The organism is Achromobacter denitrificans NBRC 15125, assembly GCF_001571365.1.
GTDB lineage: Bacteria > Pseudomonadota > Gammaproteobacteria > Burkholderiales > Burkholderiaceae_B > Achromobacter > Achromobacter denitrificans.
Window position 1 is genome coordinate 29,926 of sequence record NZ_BCTQ01000034.1, and the last position, 17,647, is coordinate 47,572.

Below are 17,647 nucleotides of genomic sequence, written 5' to 3' on the forward strand. Positions count from 1 at the left end.
AGGCCCTGGGTTCAGGTCGCCAGCGCGAACATGCATTCGCGGTTGGCCCTGGTCAGATATTGCTTTACCGAACTGGTCGAAGTGCCCAAGCGCTCGGCAATCTCGGCATAGCTTAGTTCGACCAAGTGCGCCAACAGAAAAGCTTCTCGAACCTTGGGAGGCAGGCCATCGAGCACGCGGTCGATCTGTTGCAGGCTTTCGACGGCCATCAACTGTGCTTCAGGCGAGGGAGCGACTTCTTCCGGCAGGCAGGCGAGGGCCTCAAGATAAGCGGTTTCGAGCAGTTGCCGGCGGTGGCGGTGCGCGAGGAGCCGCCGCGCAACCGTCGCCAGAAACGGACGTGGCTCCCGAATATCGAGAGCCGCGGTCTTGCGGTCCAGCAGGCTTAGAAAAGTGTCTTGCGCCAGGTCGGCTGCTGCGAAAGTGTCGCCGACGCGCCTGCGCAGCCAGCCCTGGAGCCACTTGCCGTGCTCGACATACAGTCCTGCCAAATCATCGGTAATAGGTAGATCCTGGGCTGGCATGAGGACAGAATATGGAAACAGCGAATCAAATGAGAATTGATCGCATTATACATAGTGAACTAATGGCGCATCGCATGGATCACGTCCTCTTACGAACAGCCGCTTTCCTTGCTCGCGCACAAGCGCCATGTTGCATACTCGCAAACTTCAGACAACTCCGATGCGTACCGCCATGAAATTTCTCTCCATCGTCCTGGCCGCTGCAGCGGCAGCCGTGGGAACTCTAGCCCTTGTAGACGTCAGCCATGCTGAACAGATCGGCGCGGTGGATACCGTCTTCAAATTGATTGGCCCGGACCACAAGATCGTGGTCGACGCCTATGACGATCCCAAAGTGCAGGGCGTGACTTGCTACGTCTCGCGCGCCAAGACCGGCGGTATCAAGGGGGGGCTGGGTCTGGCCGAGGACCGCTCCGATGCCTCCATCGTCTGCCAGGTCACAGCTGCCATACAGATTACCGAGCCGCTCAAACAGCAGGAAGAAGTGTTTACCGAGCGCACCTCGCTGCTGTTCAAGCGTCTGCGCGTGGTGCGCATGGTGGATGCCAAGCGCAATACTCTGGTCTATATGACGTATTCCGACCGGATCATCGAAGGCTCGCCCCAGAACAGCGTGACGGCCGTGGCCGTGCCCCACGGCACGCCCATCCCGCTCAAGAAATGAAGACAGGGCCGATTCTCGGCCTGCTGGCCAGCGCTCTAGCGGCTCATGGTTCCATGCCCAGCCCTCTGACCGCACCCTCCCTGGCAATGCCTCGGAGCACGGCATCAAGGTCAGTCTGGTGAAGACTGGTGCCGTCATGAGCGAGCAGACGCCGCAATCCGGCCTAGGCCCGCAGTTCCGGCGCGGTTCGCAAGGCCAGCCACAGCACGCCCGCCGCGGCGGCGGCAAGCGCCGCCAGCATCCAGGCCGGCCCGGCCCAGTCCAGCATCATGCCGGCGGCGACCGGGACCAGGATCCGGGTCAGCGAGAACACACTGGACTGGATGCCGTAGTCCAGCGCCTGCAGGCCGGGGCGCGCATGCGACATCATCAGGCCGAAGGCGAGCGCGGCGGTCGCGCCCATAGCGGCGGCGATGCCCAGCGCGCAGGCGATCAGCACCACGGGCGGCGCCTGCAGCGCAACGGCAGCGGCCAGCGCGAGCAGCGCGGCAAAGCTCGCCGCCGCATGGGCGGGCACCGCAAGGCGGGGGCCGGCGCGCTTTAGTCCGCGGGCGCCGACGACGCTGGCGGCGGCTCCGACGGCGCCGCCCGCCACGCCCGCCAGCCATGCCACGCGGTCGGCGGGCAGGCCCTGGTCCAGCAGCAGCGGCTTCAGGTAGAACCAGCCCGAACCGATGAACGGAAACAGCAGCGCCAGCAAGGGCAGCCAGCGACGGCTGGCGTCCAGCCGGAAGTACGCGCGCAAGCGGGCGGACGTGGCCGGCATCCGGGCCGGTTCGTCCGGCTGGCCGGCCTCGCCCTCGTTCCGGACCAGCAGGGTCAGCGCCGCGCCCACGGCCAGCGCGCTTGCCATGATGAGAAAGGGCGCATGCCAGCCCCAGCGCGACTGGGCCAGCAGCATCAGCCCGCCGCCGGCGATGGCGCCCAGGCACAGCGCCATGGAGCGGATGCCGCCGGCCCAGGCGCGGCCGGAGGCGGGCAGGATGCGGATCGCCAGGGCATTGACGGGCACGTCGGCCCAGGTGCCGGCGAGCGCGGCCGCGGCGGCCAGCGCGAACAGCGTCCATTGCTCATCGAGCAGTTCGCGCCAGCCCAGCGCGCACAGGATCGCCGCATAGGCCAGCAGCAGGCCGGCCGCCCAGCCGCGATAGGCGCCGGGCCGCCGGCCGCGGCCGTCCAGCGGCATCGCGAGCAGGAACTTGAACACCGTCGGCAGGCTGGCCAACTGGAACAATCCGATGGCGGTGCCTGTCCAGCCGTGCTGGCGCAGCACCAGCGGCAAGCCCAGCCATAAATACACGCCGGGCGCGGTCAGCGCCAAGTTGAGCCAACCGAACAGCGCCTGCCGCAGCCCGTTGCGCAGGGCCGGCGTCATGGCGCCGCCTTGCGCGCGGACAGCACCCGCAGCGGCGCCAGCGGGAACGACGCGGAGTCGAAGCCTCGCACCTCGGTGTAGCCGCAGTCGGCCAAGGCCTGCCGCAGTTCGCCCGCGCGCGTCACGTTCCGGCCCAGCATCATCATGGGCAGATAGAAGGGCAGCACGCGAGCGGCCGCGCTCGCGTCCTCGGGGATTTCGGCGTGCGCCATGACCAGCGTGCCGCCGGGCGCCAGCGCGTCGCGCATCTTGCGCAGCGCGGCGGCCGGATCGGGCAGGAAATGCAGCACCGACGAGCACCAGATCAGGTCGTAGCCCTGGCCGATGTCGTCGCGCGCCAGATCTCCGCCCCGTACCGCCAGCCTGTCCGCCAGCCCGGCGCGAGCGATGTTCTCCTGCGCCACCGCGGCGGTTTCCGGCCAGTCGAACACGACGCCGCTGGCATCGGGACGGCTTTCCACGAGCGCGATGGCGATCAGGCCGGGACCGCCGCCCAGGTCCAGGATGCGCCGCGCCTGGCGAGCCTCGGGCACGCAGTCCAGCGCCTCCAGCGCCGCGGGCACGGCCACGGCGCGCTGTTCCTGGCCGATCTGCACGCGCGCAGCGTCGGCCCAGCCGGCGGCGTTCGTCTGCACGTAGGGCGCCGGCTGCGGGGCGTCGCGCCGCAGCAGCCTGGCCAACTGTCCGCCGAAGCGATTCAGCGCGCCCAGGCGATAGCGCCATGCGTCCGCGCAGCAGGCGGGCTGGCCCGTGCAGAAGTATTGGCGCGCGTGGGGCCGGCACAGGTAAAGGATAGGATCTCCCTCCACGCGCTGCACCAGGTCCATGCTCCAGAGCAGGTCCAGCAGGTGGCCGGTGCGCGCCGGGTCCAGTGCCAGCGCGGCGGCGACTTCTTCGGCGCTGGCGGGTTGCGTCAGCCGGTCCAGCACGCCGAGTTCCAGCGCGGCGTCCAGCGCCTGGCCCTGGACCGGCGCGGCGGCCAGGTCCCAATAGTGTTGCAGGGGATGAGGGATAGGCATGGAACGAAGCTCCTTGTTGTTCAGGCCGTGCTTGGACAGCGCTAGATGCGCCAGGTAAGGCGCAGGCCGATTTCACGCGGCGGGCTGTAGACCGTGACAATGCCGTTCTGGTAGCCGACGGCGTCGTAGCGGCGGTTGGCGAGGTTGTTGACGTAGGCGGAGATCTCGACCTGGCGCACGGTCGCGCCGGCGGCCAGGTTGACCAGCCCGTAGCCGTTGCGGCGGTAGCGGTTGGCGGCGTCCAGGTAGACGCGGCCCGTGCCGGCGAGGGACGCCTGCGCGTACCAGCCGGCGGGCGCGTCGTAGCGCGCGCTCAGGTAGCCGTTGATGCGCGGCGCGAACGGGTTGTCGTTGCCGGCGTAATCGGCGGCGCCGTCCCGGAAGCTGGAGAAGCGCGTGCGGTTCAGCCCCAGGCCCGCCTGTAGCGACCAGCCGTCACCCAGCAAGTATTCCAGTTCGAACTCCGCGCCGATGGAGCGCGCCGACGCGGCATTGGTCACGTAGACCAGCCCGGGCAGCGGCATCTGCTGCACCTGCATGTTCTTCACGGTCATCACATAGACCGCGCCCGAGTAGCGCAGGCGGTTGCCGGCCAGCCAGCCCTTGGCGCCGAGCTCGTAGGAGCGCAGGGTTTCGGGCTGGTAGGGCGCGTAGTCGGCGGCCGGAGAAAATACGTTGAAGCCGCCCGCGCGGAAACCGTCGGCCACCGAGGCATAGACCTGCTGGCGCGGCGCGTACGCATACTGCACGGCGATGCGCGGGGTGACGCGGGTCCAGTCGGAGCGGCGCCGCGTATCGCCTTGCGGGCTGAAGCGGATGTCGTCGCGCTCGACGCGCGCGCCGGCTTCCAGCGTCCAGCGCTCGGCAAGCGGCAGCGTCCAGTGGGTGAAGGCGGCCGCCGAGTTTCCACGCAGGTTCACCACGCTCTGTGTCAGGCCCAGGGGCATCTTCTGCGTGTTGCGCAGGTCGTGGTCGTCTCCGTCCGCATACACGCCCGCCAGCCAGCGCGCGCCGCCCCAATCGCCTTCCAGCCGGAACTCCTGCGACAGGTTGCGGAATCGGTGGTCGCGGGCGATGTGCAGCAGGTCGGCGGGCAGGAAATCCGTGTCCTGCTGCACGCGGTCGCGGAAGTCGTTCCAGGCGGTCACGGAAGACAGGCGCAGGCCCGACTCGAAATCGTGGCGCACGGCCAGCGATGCGCTTCGGCCGACGGAGCGGTTCCAGCTGGGCGTGCCCGAGGCGACGGTCGCGCGCGGCGCGCCCGGCGAGCCCCACAGCGCGGCGCCGTCGCGATAGTCCTGCTGCGCATAGCGCAAGGTGGCGTCGGTGTGCGCCGACGGCGTCCAGCGCAGGGCCAGCTTGCCGCTGCGCAATTCGCGGTCGTCCTCAAGCTTGCCGGTGTAGGTGTTGTCGATGAACCCGTCCTGGCTGCGCCAGGTGCCGGCGACGCTGGCGTAGAGCCGGTCTTCCACCAGCGGGCCGCTGACGTCGAAGCGCAGCGCGCGCAGGTCGCGGCTGCCGGCCTCCGCGCTGAACTGGCCGCGGACGGTGTTGTCGGGTTGGCGACTGTGGATGTTGATGACGCCGGCCTCGGCATTGCGGCCGTAGAGCGTGGATTGCGGCCCCCGCAGCACTTCGACGCGGTCGATGGCCAGCAGGGGATCGTCATACCCTTGCGCGGTCAGCGTGGGCACCCCGTCCACCACCAGCAGGGTCGACGTCGAGAACGAAAAGAAATTGGCGGACAGCCCGCGCATCACGGGAGAATTCACGCCAGCCTGCCCAAAAGGCTGGAAGCTCAGGCCCGGCGTGATCGTCTGCAACGCTTGCAGGTCGTGGATGCCCTGGGATTCCAGAATGTCGCCGTCGAACACGGACAGGCTGGCGGGCACCGATTCGAGCGCGCGTTCCTGCTTGTCGGCGGTGACGGTGATGGCGGACAGCTCGGCGGGAGCCTGCGCCTGGGCGGCCGGCGCCGCGGCCAGCCAGAGCAGGGCGCAGGCGGCTGGCGCGTAGGGGAGGGGCTTCATCATCGGGATTCCTGTGCGGCGTCGCGGCCGCCATCGTTGTGCGGCCGTCCCGGAAATGGTATTTCTTTATGCGAACGAATATCATTAGCATCCGTATGCGTTCCGGATCCATTCGTATGCAAATCGGAGCGGCCGGCAGGATCCGGGCGCCGTCTCAGGAAAAAACCATGTCCCTGCGCATTTCTTCCACGCTGGCCCAGCCCGCCGCGAGCCCCCGTCCGGGCTGGCTGCGCCAGGCCCTCCCGCAAGAGCTGGGCGCCTGCCACGCGGACCGGCTGGAACTGGACGACGGCCTGACGCTGGTGCATTCGCGCTACGCGCCGGCGCGCGACCTGATCGAGGAGAACGCGGCCGGCTATGGCGCGCGCACGCTGGTCATCACGCTGGCCATGCAGGGCGTGTCTGCCTACCAGGGGGCGGACGGCTCGGCGCTGGACTTCCGCGGCGGCTACACCACGGTCACGGCGTTTCAGCGCAGCAAGGGAGAACGCCGCTACCTGGGCGCCGGCGTCGTATCGCAATTGAGGCTGCTGGTGGGCGAGCAGACATTGCGCCGATACGCGGGCGAGGAGCGCGCCGACGCGCTGCTGGGCGAGGGCCGGCTGCGCTGCCTGGCGCGTATCCGGACCAGCGCCGAATCGGCTGCGGCGGCCGCCGCGCTGGCCTCGGGCGCGGACCCGCTGGACACGCACATCCGAGCCTTGACGCTGCTGTCGCGCCAGCTGCGCGACCTAGCGCCGGCGCCCGGACCGGGCCGACTCAGCCAGGCCGACATTGCGCGCGTGGAAGCAGCGCGCGCCCTCATGAGCGAGCAAATGGACCGCGACCTCACCGTGCAATACCTCTGCATCGCCGTGGGGCTGAACGAATTCAAACTGAAGGAAGGCTTCCGCAAGTTGTACGGCAGCAGCCCGCACCGGCTGCTGACCGCGTTGCGCATGCAGCGGGCCTGGGAACTACTGGAAACCGGCTGCCAGGTGGCGCAGGCCGCCTACCGGGTCGGCTATCGCCACCCGGCCAACTTCAGCGCGGCCTTCACGCGCTTTCACGGCCGCGCGCCCAAGTCCGTGTTCGGCAAGCGCCGCTGAGTTCCCGATTGGCGGTGGCGCGAGTCCCGGCGGCTTATGACAGCGTATCCGCCTGCATGGGCGAATCGCGGTTGCTAGAGCGCTGCGGCATCGCGCTCAATGCGGCTGGGAAATGGGTGTCTGACTACGATTTCGCCACCTTGGGGCTGAGAAGTTGTAATCGGGCACTTTTTAAAGGCTTGGTGGCGTAGATCGTTGATGGGCTTAGTCGGGGCGTTCGCTGACGTCCGCTTTCGGCCAGGAACGGCCATTCTCACCTTGGCTTGTAGTATCTCCTGACGGCACGGCCTGTGGGCGGGTCGAACTGGCGCATTACGGCCGGTCGGGCTTGTCCGCTTTCTCCTCTGATTGCCATTAGTCACGGTTTGCTTAATAATTGCGAGTAATTCGTATTCGCAAGCACCCCAACCATCGTGCCTCCCCCTTCGCCTTCAGACAGCCTGGGCACGCTCTACGTCGCGCACCACTCCTGGCTGCAGGACTGGCTGCGCCGGCGCCTGGGCAACGCCTGGGAAGCCGCCGACCTCGCTCAGGAAGCGTTCCTGCGGCTGCTGGTCAAGCCCCGCGCATTCGCGGATGCCGGTCATGCCCGCGCCTACCTGCGCGGCATGGCCAGCAACATGTGCGCGGACCTGTGGCGCCGCCGGGAAGTCGAGCAGGCATGGCTGGAAACGCTGGCGCAGCGTCCCGAGGCCTATGCGGCTTCGGCGGAAGATCAGCTCATCGTGCTGCAGGCATTGCAGGAAATCGACGCCATGCTGCGCGCTCTGCCCGAACGCGCCGCGCGCGCCTTCGTGCTGGCCGTCGGCTGCGAGATGACGCATCGCGAAGTTGCCGCGGAAATGGGCGTGTCCGAACGCATGGTGCGCAAGTACGTGGCGCAGGCCACGCTGCACTGCATTCTGCACGAGGCCCACCATCCCGCGCCGGCCCAGGCCCAGACCGGCAACACGCCATGAGCGTGACGGTCGCATCCGTGCAAGACGCGCTGCCCCCGCACGCGGCGATGGAGCAGGCCGCGCAATGGTTCGCGCTGCTGTCCTCCGGCGTCGCGACGCCCGCCGACCAAGCGTCGTGGCGCGGCTGGCTGGAGGGACACCAGGACCACCGACGCGCCTGGAGCTATGTCGAAAGCGTCAGCCGGCGCTTTGCCCCGATGCAGGAGCAGCCCGATCCCCGGACCGCCGCCGCCGTCTTGCAGCGCGCACGCACGCAGCACCGGCCTCGACGCCGCGCGCTGGCATTGCTGGCCGGCGTCGGCGTGCTGGGCTTGGTGGCATGGCGCGTGCCGGCCGTACGCGACACCGCGCTGGCGATGACGGCGGACTATTGCAGCCCCACGGGCGCGACGCGTCTGGTGCGCTTGGCCGACGGCACGCAGGTCTGGCTGAATTCGGCCAGCGCACTGGACGTCGACTACCGCGCGGGCTTGCGGCGGCTGACGCTGGTCGCCGGCGAGATTCTCGTCGATACCGCCAAGGATGATCGCCCGCTGGTGGTCGATACCCCGCAAGGCCGCCTGCGGGCGCTGGGCACGCGTTTCACCGTGCGCCAGGAGACGGACGCGACGCTGCTGGCCGTCTACCAGGGGGCCGTCGAGGTCCTGACCGGATCAGGAGAGGCCCTACAGGTGGTGGACGCCGGACGCCAACTGCGCTTCACGCACGATCGCATCGGCAACAGCGCATCCGCCGACCCCGCGCGCGAGGCCTGGACGCGCGGCATCCTGCTGGCGCGCGACATTGCCCTGGCCGACGTGATCCGCGAACTGGGCCGCCACCGCCGCGGCCATCTGAGCCTGGACCCTGCCGTGGCAGACCTGCGCGTGTATGGCGGCTTTCCGCTGCACGACACCGATCAGACGCTGGCGCTGCTGGCTGACGTCCTGCCGATCCGGATCCGCCATCCATTGCCGTGGTGGACCAGCATCGACGCCCGGCCCTGAACTCTCTTCACTGCGCAGTTCCGCTTTTTTCCGACCTATCCGACTTACAGGGAAAGGAAGCGAGTCTTGCTGTCCCCGCCCACCGGTTCGACCGGCGCGCGGGCCCGCGCCTCCTCAACCCACCGTCATCTGGAAGCCGGATTTCATGCGTCATCCTCACACCGCCCCGCGCCTGCGGGCGACCCCGAATCCCTTGCGCGGATCGCGTCTTACCCCGGTCCGACACGCCGCGTCGGTCACGGCACTGGCCGCCGCGCTGGCCGCGACGATCGCACCGCCCGCGTTTGCGCAATCGGCAGTGGCACCCGCCGCCGCGCCCTCCGCATCTGGCGCAACCCGCCAATACGACATCCCGGCCGGCCCCCTGTCAGAGGCATTGACGCATTTCTCCAACCAGTCGGGCATTTACGTCGCAGGCGCCAGCGCGCTGGCCGACGGCCGCCAAAGCGCCGGCCTGCAAGGCGCTTACGCTCCGCAGGCCGCGCTGGACGCGCTGCTGGCGGGCACGCAACTGCAGGCCGTGCGCCGTGAAGACGGCGGCTATGTCCTGCGCCGCGCGCCCGCCGGTCCGCAGGCCGCGGTGCTGCCCGCAGTGACGGTAAGCGCGACCGCGCTCACCGGCCTGACGGAGGGCACGGGCTCGTACACCACGCGCGCGATGGGCTCGGCCACCAAGCTCGAACTGTCGCCGCGCGAAACACCGCAGACGGTCTCGGTCATCACCCGCCAGCGCATCGAGGACCAGGACATCGCGACGCTGGGCGATGCCGTCAAAGCGACGCCCGGCCTCACGGTGACCAAATGGGGCGGCGAACGCGAGCGCTACACCTCGCGCGGCTTCCAGATCAACAACCTGATGGTCGACGGCCTGCCGATCGAGTACGAAGAGGCCGCCCTGTCCACCGGACCCATGTCGATGTACGACCGCGTCGAGATCGTGCGCGGCGTATCCGGCCTGATGGAGGGCGCGGGCACACCGGGCGGTTCCATCAACCTGATCCGCAAGCGCCCCACGCGCGACTTCCAGGGCTCGTTCACCGCCGCCGCCGGCAGCTGGGACAACTACCTGGCCGACCTGGACGCGGGCGGCCCCCTGAATGAAGCCGGCACCTTGCGCGCGCGCGGCGTCATGTCGTACCAGGACAAGCATTCGTACATCGACAGCTACCGCAACAAGCGCACGCTGCTGTACGGCATCCTGGAGGCAGACGTTACCGAGCGCACCACCGTCAGCCTTGGCGCCTCGTACAGCAAGGAAGACAATCCCGGCGTCGACTGGAACGGCATGGGCACCTACCCCGACGGCCGCTTCCTGCCGATTTCGCGCTCGACACGCATGAGCCCCGACTGGTCGTACTGGAACAAGCGCAGCGTCACGATCTTCGGCGGCATCGACCACGAGTTCGCCAACGGCTGGAGGGGCAAGCTCGCGGCCGCCGCGATCCGCAGCAAGATGGACATGCTGGGCACGTACATTGGCCAGTCGACGTGGGACGAGAACGGCGACCCGTCCATGACGCTGCGCGGCGGGGGCTACAACTATGACCGCGACCAGGAGACGTTCGACGCTTCGCTCTCCGGACCGTACTCACTGTTCGGCCGTCAGCACGACTTGGTGGTGGGCGCGAGCCATCGCCGCAGCAGCTGGCACGATGTCGGCGGCGGCGCCACCCAGGACGGCGACTTCACCCTGGCGACATTCAATCCGCTGAACTGGAATCCGGGCGCGATCCCGCTGCCCACCATCGGTGAATACGGCGAATGGCGCAAGGAGCAGGAGGTGAGGCAGAGCGGCCTGTATGCCATGACGCGGATGCGTCCGACCGACAGGCTTTCCGTCATTTTGGGCAGCCGCGTGGACTGGTATTCCATGGACACGGTGCAGTACGACGGCGACTATCCCTACGGCGAAGGCAAGTACGACGTGGTGCGCAAGTTCACGCCGTATGCCGGCGTGGTCTACGACCTGGACGCGGCGCATTCGGTCTACGCGAGCTGGACGCGGATCTTCAACCCGCAGAACTACGCCACCGCCAGCGGCGGACTGCTCGCACCGCAGGAGGGCACCAACTATGAACTGGGCATCAAGGGCGAGTATCTGGAGGGCCGCCTGAACACGAGCCTGGCCGTGTTCCGCATCGACCTGGACAACCTGCCTGACCAATTGCCCAACGCGCAATGCCAGGGCGGCCTGACGAGCTGCTACGCGCCGGCCGGCCAGGTGCGCAGCCAGGGCTTCGAAGCCGAGATCTCCGGCGAGATCTTGCCCGGCTGGCAATTGGCGGCCGGCTACACCTACGCCTCGGCCAAGCGCCGCGGCGAGTCCTCCAGCTACGATCCGACCGGCACGTTCTCGGTTGGCGACCGCTACGGCACCAACATCCCGCGTCACCTGTTCAAGCTCTTCACCACCTACCGCCTGCCTGGCGAATGGAACCGCTGGCGCGTGGGCGGATCGCTGCACGTGCAGAACCGCATCTATACGCCGTGGGGCGTGAGCCAGGGCGGCTATGCGGTCGTGGGGCTCAACGCGGGGCTGGACGTGAACAAGCAATTGAACTTCGCGCTGAACGTGAACAACGTGTTCGACCGCCGCTACTACGCCAGCGTGGGCTCGATGACGGACGCCAACTTCTTTGGTGAACCGCGCAGCGTCACATTGACCGCGCGCTATTCGTTCTGACTCGGCTCGGCAACCCAGCAAGCGAGTGACCAGCGCCATCTGTTCCGGCGTCTGGCACCGCACCGACAGCAGGGCGGCGCTGGCGACCAGGATCGCCAGCGCCTACGCGCGCGACACCGCCACGAGCGGGCGGTTCCTGCTGAACAGGCCCTCCATGTCGCACGGCATGGTCTCGCCGCTGCCGCCGTGATTCGACCGGCGGAAATGGGTCGGAAGCTACCGTTCGACTACGACAGCTTGCGGCCAGGAACTGACATCGAGAAAGTCATACCGAGGGACTGCTTGCGCTCCGAAGGACTCCACTTTGAGCCCGGTGCACCACTTCGATCCTAGACCGTCCCACAAGGTTTGCGGGCCATGGAAGGGTTAATCGATCCAGCCAACCGCACTTGTATCAATTCCAGCAGCGCTCGGACACGCGCAGTCACGGAATGGCGATGGCTGTATGCCCCCAGCAATTGCAGTGGCGCGGGACACAGGTCCAGTGGTACCTCCTGCAATCGGCCCGTAGCAAGGTCTTCCTGGCAGGGATAGGCCGCCACAATCGCGAAGCCGATGCCTTGCCTTGCGCCTGCCACGGCCAGTTCTCCGCTGTTGACGCGGTAGCGGCTGCGGACCGGCACCTTGACGATTTCGCCCGCAGCGTCCTGAAACTGCCAGGGCTGGCCCTTCAGCGCACTGAGGGTGGTGATGCAGGGCAGAGACTTCAGTTCGCGCACATGGCGTGGCATGCCGGTCTTGGCCAGCAAGGAGGGGGCGGCAACCACGATGCTGGGCAGTGTGGCGAGTTCGCGGGTGATGAAAGCACTGTCCTCTTGATGGCCCCGATGGAAGACGATGGAAAGGTCGACGTCCTCTCGAAGGACCTCCAGCCCGGTCATCCGGGTATCGCATTCGAGCTCGATGCCTGGATGGAGGCTACAGAATTCGGCGAGGATGGGAGCCAGCAGCCTTGGTGCCTCCCCGGGCATGCACATCTTCAAAGGACCGCGCAGTTCGCGCTGTACCGCGCCAAGCTCTTCCTGCGTGGAGAGCAGGGCGTCGAGCAAGGGCTTTGCTCGTTCGTAAAGCAGTCGGCCGGCTTCCGTCATGCGCAGGTGACGGGTGCTTCGCTCCAGCAGGCGTGTGCCGAGTTTGCGCTCCAGTGCGGCAACGTGGCGGCTGACGTTGGACGAAGGCATGGCCAATAGACGCGATGCGCCAGCAAAGCTCTGCTCATCAACAACTGCCGCATAGACACGGACAGTATTCAGATCGAGTGCATCGCGCATTGATTATCCTGCTTGAGGTATGAAAGCGTCCCATTTTTGCATGCTAGTTCCCTGTAGTGGCGAAATCTAAGATGCCCTTTTGTCCGATGCGACGCGGTGGGCCATGCACCGGGCACTGTATGAACAAGGAGAGCTTCAGCGTGGAAATTGGAATACTGGGCGGCGGCATTGCGGGCCTGAGCGTGGCGCTGGCATTGCGCAAGCAAGGTTACAACCCTCGGGTGTATGAGCGCCGTGCGGTGCCGGCAACCATGGGAGCCGGCGTGACGCTCTGGCCCAACGCCAGCTTTGTGCTGGAAGAACTGGGGCTGCTGCAAGACATCGAGGCCACTGGCGGTCGGCCGCAAGCAATGCGTCGCCAGGATGCTGCGGGAAATGCACTGGGGGGCCTCGATATTGGTTTGCTGGACCGGACGATGGGATACCCAACCTACACGGTGCTGCGCAGGCACTTGCAGGAGGTGTTGCTGGACCATGCGGCACGGGCGGGGATTCCGGTGGAGTTCGGGCGCCGGGCGGTGGTCATTGAGCTGGATGCTCATGGCAGAGCCGTGGCCCATTTCGAAAATGGCGCGAGCATCCGCCCGGATCTGCTCATTGGCGCCGACGGCCGCATGGAGTCAGTGGCGCGCAAGTTTGTCGCGGGTGACAACACACCAATCTATCAAGGCTTTGTGAACTGGATCGGCGTGGCGCAGGGGCCGCATGCGCTGGTGGACGATATTTCGATTCAGGATTTCTGGGGAGCGGGTGAGCGCTTTGGTTGCGTGGCGATTCGACCCGAACTGGTGTATTGGGCTGCGGCGCAGGCACGGCCCCTACATGAGGCCACGCCCACCGCAGATATGCGCAAGGAGGTCGAGGACCTGTTCGCGGGATGGCCCGAGCCGGTCTCAGGCATCATCCGTGCCACGCCCGAGAATGCCATCCGGCTGATTGCGGTGCATGACTTGGAGCCGCTGCATACATGGAGCCGGGCGAATGTGCTGCTGGTTGGCGATGCCGCGCATGCGCCGTTGCCGACTTCGGGGCAAGGTGCGTGCCAGGCGCTGGAAGATGCATGGCATTTGGCCCGGTGTCTGGATGCAAGGGGTGGCTTGGACGACGTCTTCCAGGCGTTTGCGAGAATCCGTGCCCCCAAGACCGCAAGGCTGGCGGAACAGGGCCGGGTCTTCGCACGCGGATTGTTCGCCACCGATCCCGAAATCTGTCGCATCCGCAACGAGCGGGCCAAGGCGTCCGATCCTGTGAGTGATGTGCAGGTCTTGGCCGCCGGATGGGGACAGGGCCTGCCTATGCCTGGTTACGCCGACGGCACGCCAGCGCAAGGGGGTGGCTTAGGCAGCCTGTACCGTATCGAATGACGTGCGTGGGATGTACTGCATCGGGGGCGGAGGCAGGTTGCCAGGCGCGGGCTTTGCGTAGTCCCATTTAAAGGCGTGGATACGGGGGGCGCTGATGCGTTTAATCGGCGCGTCCGCGGGTGTCTGCCGTTGGCCAGAAGCGGGCGGTCAAGCTGGAGGCATCCAAGCACTTACCGAAGCAAACCGCTCGATCCGCTCTTAAGAAATTCGATTAGCGCTTTGTTGACCTCTTGCGGAGCCTCCTGCTGCAGCCAGTGCCCGGCTCCGGGGATAATTTTGGTCGCACACAGATGCGGCACAATTTGCGGCATGGCTTCAATGATGCGATCCATCCCGGGAATCGCCAGCCCGGTGTCCCGTTCCCCCACGAGATACAACGCGGGGACTTCCACATTCTTGCCCTCCAGGGCCGCCTGCAAAGCCCAATTCCGGTCCAGGTTCCTGTAGTAGTTCAGCCCGCCACGAAAGCCGCTGGTTTTGAAGCCCAGGATAAAGGCATCCAGATCGCCCTGGGTAAGCCATGGCGGCAACGCATCGGGAATTGGAAGCGAGGCGAGCAGGCCTTCCCCTTTCGCCACCATGCCAAACGGATTTGGCGTTCCCGGGTCGTTGCGCGGGCCAGCCTGACCTGACGCCGCCCAGTAGATCGCGCGTAGCGTTGCGCTGATGTCCCGTTCGAATTCTTCCTCGGCAACGCCGGGCTCACTGAAGTAGTGCGTGTAAAACACTGCGGAGTCTGTCTTGGGAAACAGTCTGCTCGGCATGACCGGAGCCCTGCGCATCATTGGAACTCCCAAGGCGACAACCGCCCGAAAGACATCGGGTCGCAATTGCGCGGCCTGCCAGGCGATGCTGGCGCCCCAGTCTCCGCCTACGATCACCGCATCTTCTGCTTGCTCACTCGCGACCAACGCGACCAGATCGCCGATCACATCCATCGTCGTGAAGGCAGCCACGTCCGACGGACTTTCGCTGCCGCCATAACCTCGCAGGTCCGGGGCCACCGCCCGAAAGCCCGCCTGTGCAAGCGCCGGCAGCTGATGACGCCACACATGGGAGGTTTCTGGAAAGCCGTGGCACAGCAGAACGAGGGGCCCTTTACCGAGCGCAGTCACGTGGATCTTGATGCCGTTAACGTTTACATCGCGCGTTTCGAGCTCAGTCATGGTGCCATCTGATAGGGAAGCTTACGGAGCGTCTATAATATCGTAACTCACACTGTTATGGAATCTGGCCTTCATGAGTTGCGACACTCGCTTTGCTCGCTTGTTGCACGTCCTGGTACACATGGACTTGCGCGGCGGCACGACGACATCGGGTACGCTCGCCAAGATGCTGCACACGAATGAGGTCGTTGTGCGGCGGACCATGGCGGCACTGCGCACAGCCGGCATGGTGAGCTCCGCAGGAGGTCGCAATGGAGGGTGGACGCTCGCCAAATCGTTGAACACGATTACCGCGCAAGATGTCTATGAAGCAATTTCCCACGGCGCCGTGTTTACCATGGGGCCTGCCAACGACAATCCCGCTTGCCCTGTCGAACTCGCTGCCAATCAATTGATTGTTGACGCCATGCGAGTAGGCGAAAGGGCGCTGCTGCAATACCTGGGCACTCGCTTGCTTTCCGATTTCGCTGCGCAGATTCGGGCAAGGTAGAAGCGCTTGGGACTCGCGATGATCATCCGCTGGGGCGGGGCACCCGGGTCGGCTACGATGGCATGCGGCCTGGAGCGGTCGTCGAGAAATTCCTGCGCTGAAAAAAATAGGCGTCGGAATACAAATTCGCTATCCAGGACTGCGAATTTGTAGTCTGACTCCTTTATTGCTGATGGGGAACCGGCTCTCGAAATCGAAATCCGTCGCGCGGACTAGTGCCACGGATCGTCGGCCATGTTATTGCCGTAATGAGAATCATGATTGATAATTCCGGCCTGTTCCCCCTGCAACCGCCTCCTGCCGTTCCATGCCCCGTCATCCGCCATCCGAAAAAGGTTGGCTCGCGCATTATCGCGAGCTGATCGGGACGTGGACGCGGCGCAGCGCCAGCCGGCACGATGCGGAAGACGCCGCGCACGACGTGGTGACGAACATGTTGCGCAACGGCGACGCCGCCGTGTTGGATCCGAAGGCCTACCTCTATGGCGCCAGCCAGAATCGATTGAATGGGGAATTCCGGCGCCAGTCGCGGCGCGAGGTGATCAGCCTTGAGGGGCTGCCGGACGCCGAGCATCCCGTGCAGACAGACCCCGAGTCCGCGATCCGGACCGCGCAACTGGCCGATGCGCTAAAGTCTGCGCTGGCCGAATTGCCGCTGAAATGCCAGCAAGTGTTCCTGTGGAACAAGCTTGAGGGCTACACGCAGGCCGAGATTGCACAGAAACTCGGGTTGACGCAAAGCACCGTCGAAAAGCACATGAAGCGCGCGTTAACCCACATCCACGACCGGTTGCAAGATCATGCCCCGCACTGATTCCCGCCCGGATCCTTCCAGCACGGTCCGCGACCAGGCCACACACTGGTTCGCGCGCGAACGCCTGGGCGCGTTGGATGCGGATGAACGCCAGGCGCGCGACGCCTGGCTGGCCGCCGACCCCGAACACCTGCGGCAGTACCAGTCGATGCAGGCCCTGTGGCGCGTGGCGGATGGACTGCCGGACGATGAGATGCGCGGCATCCTGGCGCAGTCCGATGGTATGCCTGCGTACCCGCGTCGCCGCCGATTCGCCATGGGGTTGACGGCCGCCTGTGCCTTGACGCTTGCCGCTGGCGTACTAGGCCCCCGGCTATGGTCGCCCACGCCGGAATTCAGCCAGACGCTGACGACGGCTCGCGGCGAACGCAAGCGCGTCGCCTTGCCGGACGGGTCCCTGCTGGAGCTGAACACGGATACGCAGGTCCGCGTCGTGCTGTACACGGACCGCCGCCAGGTGGAACTGCTGGCGGGCGAAGCCCTGTTCACCGTCGACCCCGACGCCGCTCGGCCTTTCACGGTGCAAGCGGGGGACGCGCAGGTCGTGGTGACGGGCACGCGCTTCAACGTCCGGCGCGACGGCGATACCGTGGCGCTGGCGGTGGACGAGGGCAGCGTGGCGTTTTCCGCCGGGTCTTGGTGGAACAGGACGACCCGCCACCTAACTGCCGGCTATGTGGCGCAGTACACACCCGGGGTCGCGCTGGCCGCGCCGCACCAGGAAAACGTGGCGGCAGTCACCGCCTGGCAGCGTGGCCGGCTGGTGTTCCGCGATACGCCCCTGGCGCAGGTGGCGGCGGAACTGAACCGCTACCTGCGCAACCCGCTGCGGATACGCGACCGGAAGCTCGCGCAGTTGCGCGTGGCGGGCACCTTGCCCATCGATGAGCCAGAATCCGTGCTAAACGTGCTGCCTCAGATCGCGCCGGTGACCGTGCTCTACCTCGGCGACGGCAGCGCCGTCCTGGTCCCGCGCTGAGCGCCGCTCCTCCTTATTCCTTTCAGGCATTCGTTCCGGCGGCCGCATTGCATGCCCGTTCACTGCGCGTCGGGTATGAATTATTTTGTTTCAAATTATCTATCGAGAATCATTCCGGTTTTCCCCCGTCTGCGGCGTCTAGGCATTGAAGGGGGACGTCGCAAGCCGATCTCGACCCTGAAAGCAACCTTAGGCCAAGGGTATCGGGCGCTAAATGCGCGGGCAGTTGAACGGG

Annotated in this window: 16 protein-coding genes; 10 read left to right on the plus strand and 6 right to left on the minus strand. The window is 66.3% G+C overall.

Annotation, left to right across the window (positions count from 1 at the left end; genetic code table 11):
- Positions 1–11 precede the first annotated feature (11 nt).
- Complete coding sequence (locus tag ADE01S_RS23725) at positions 12–524, minus strand: sigma-70 family RNA polymerase sigma factor (protein ID WP_062684198.1); 513 nt, start codon at positions 522–524, stop codon at positions 12–14.
- 160 nt (positions 525–684) lie between these two features.
- Between ADE01S_RS23725 and ADE01S_RS23730 the strand changes: the two genes are divergently transcribed.
- A complete protein-coding gene (locus ADE01S_RS23730; RefSeq protein ID WP_062684199.1) occupies positions 685–1,188 on the plus strand; it encodes a CreA family protein in 504 nt (167 codons plus the stop codon).
- Positions 1,189–1,351: 163 nt separating this feature from the next.
- On the opposite strand, the gene ADE01S_RS23735 is transcribed toward ADE01S_RS23730, so the two are convergent.
- The 3 genes from ADE01S_RS23735 to ADE01S_RS23745 are packed head-to-tail and all read right to left on the minus strand — an operon-like array spanning position 1,352 to position 5,615.
- Positions 1,352–2,563, minus strand: coding sequence for an MFS transporter (locus tag ADE01S_RS23735; protein ID WP_062684200.1), 1,212 nt, complete (start codon positions 2,561–2,563; stop codon positions 1,352–1,354).
- Positions 2,560–3,582, minus strand: a complete 1,023-nt coding sequence (locus tag ADE01S_RS23740; protein ID WP_062684201.1) for a class I SAM-dependent methyltransferase — start codon at positions 3,580–3,582, stop codon at positions 2,560–2,562. Before ADE01S_RS23740 ends, ADE01S_RS23735 begins: the two co-directional genes overlap by 4 nt.
- Before the next feature lie 41 nt (positions 3,583–3,623).
- Positions 3,624–5,615, minus strand: coding sequence for a TonB-dependent receptor (locus tag ADE01S_RS23745; RefSeq protein ID WP_062684202.1), 1,992 nt, complete (start codon positions 5,613–5,615; stop codon positions 3,624–3,626).
- A gap of 164 nt (positions 5,616–5,779) precedes the next feature.
- On the opposite strand from ADE01S_RS23745, the gene ADE01S_RS23750 reads away from it, so the two are divergent.
- From ADE01S_RS23750 to ADE01S_RS31655, 5 genes are all read left to right on the plus strand, one after another.
- A complete protein-coding gene (locus tag ADE01S_RS23750; protein WP_062684203.1) occupies positions 5,780–6,700 on the plus strand; it encodes a helix-turn-helix domain-containing protein in 921 nt (306 codons plus the stop codon).
- Positions 6,701–7,113: 413 nt separating this feature from the next.
- Complete coding sequence (locus ADE01S_RS23755; RefSeq protein ID WP_198317949.1) at positions 7,114–7,659, plus strand: sigma-70 family RNA polymerase sigma factor; 546 nt, start codon at positions 7,114–7,116, stop codon at positions 7,657–7,659.
- A complete protein-coding gene (locus ADE01S_RS23760; protein ID WP_062684205.1) occupies positions 7,656–8,645 on the plus strand; it encodes a FecR domain-containing protein in 990 nt (329 codons plus the stop codon). The genes ADE01S_RS23755 and ADE01S_RS23760 overlap by 4 nt, the downstream gene beginning before the upstream one ends.
- Before the next feature lie 376 nt (positions 8,646–9,021).
- On the plus strand, positions 9,022–11,328 hold the full coding sequence (locus ADE01S_RS23765) for a TonB-dependent siderophore receptor (protein ID WP_207554425.1): 2,307 nt from the start codon (positions 9,022–9,024) through the stop codon (positions 11,326–11,328).
- 25 nt (positions 11,329–11,353) lie between these two features.
- Positions 11,354–11,518, plus strand: coding sequence for a hypothetical protein (locus ADE01S_RS31655; RefSeq protein WP_156494260.1), 165 nt, complete (start codon positions 11,354–11,356; stop codon positions 11,516–11,518).
- A gap of 139 nt (positions 11,519–11,657) precedes the next feature.
- Here the strand turns inward: ADE01S_RS31655 and ADE01S_RS31355 are convergent, their stop codons facing one another.
- Positions 11,658–12,599 (minus strand): LysR family transcriptional regulator, encoded by a 942-nt coding sequence (locus tag ADE01S_RS31355; protein ID WP_075873361.1) that lies wholly within the window; start codon positions 12,597–12,599, stop codon positions 11,658–11,660.
- 140 nt (positions 12,600–12,739) lie between these two features.
- Between ADE01S_RS31355 and ADE01S_RS23775 the strand changes: the two genes are divergently transcribed.
- Positions 12,740–13,963 (plus strand): FAD-dependent monooxygenase, encoded by a 1,224-nt coding sequence (locus ADE01S_RS23775; RefSeq protein ID WP_062684233.1) that lies wholly within the window; start codon positions 12,740–12,742, stop codon positions 13,961–13,963.
- A 170-nt stretch (positions 13,964–14,133) separates the two neighbouring features.
- On the opposite strand, the gene ADE01S_RS23780 is transcribed toward ADE01S_RS23775, so the two are convergent.
- Positions 14,134–15,129, minus strand: coding sequence for an alpha/beta fold hydrolase (locus ADE01S_RS23780; RefSeq protein WP_062684207.1), 996 nt, complete (start codon positions 15,127–15,129; stop codon positions 14,134–14,136).
- A gap of 73 nt (positions 15,130–15,202) precedes the next feature.
- Here ADE01S_RS23780 and ADE01S_RS23785 point away from each other — a divergent pair, with 73 nt between their 5' ends.
- The 3 genes from ADE01S_RS23785 (at position 15,203) to ADE01S_RS23795 (ending at position 17,412) form a co-directional block, all read left to right on the plus strand.
- Complete coding sequence (locus ADE01S_RS23785) at positions 15,203–15,619, plus strand: RrF2 family transcriptional regulator (RefSeq protein ID WP_062684208.1); 417 nt, start codon at positions 15,203–15,205, stop codon at positions 15,617–15,619.
- Between the two features lie 307 nt (positions 15,620–15,926).
- The gene (locus ADE01S_RS23790; RefSeq protein WP_062684209.1) at positions 15,927–16,433 is read left to right on the plus strand and encodes an RNA polymerase sigma factor; all 507 of its coding nucleotides are present in this window, start codon (positions 15,927–15,929) and stop codon (positions 16,431–16,433) included.
- Positions 16,420–17,412: a FecR family protein gene (locus ADE01S_RS23795; RefSeq protein ID WP_062684210.1), complete on the plus strand. Its 993-nt coding sequence runs from the start codon at positions 16,420–16,422 to the stop codon at positions 17,410–17,412. The genes ADE01S_RS23790 and ADE01S_RS23795 overlap by 14 nt, the downstream gene beginning before the upstream one ends.
- The last annotated feature ends 235 nt before the right edge of the window (positions 17,413–17,647 follow it).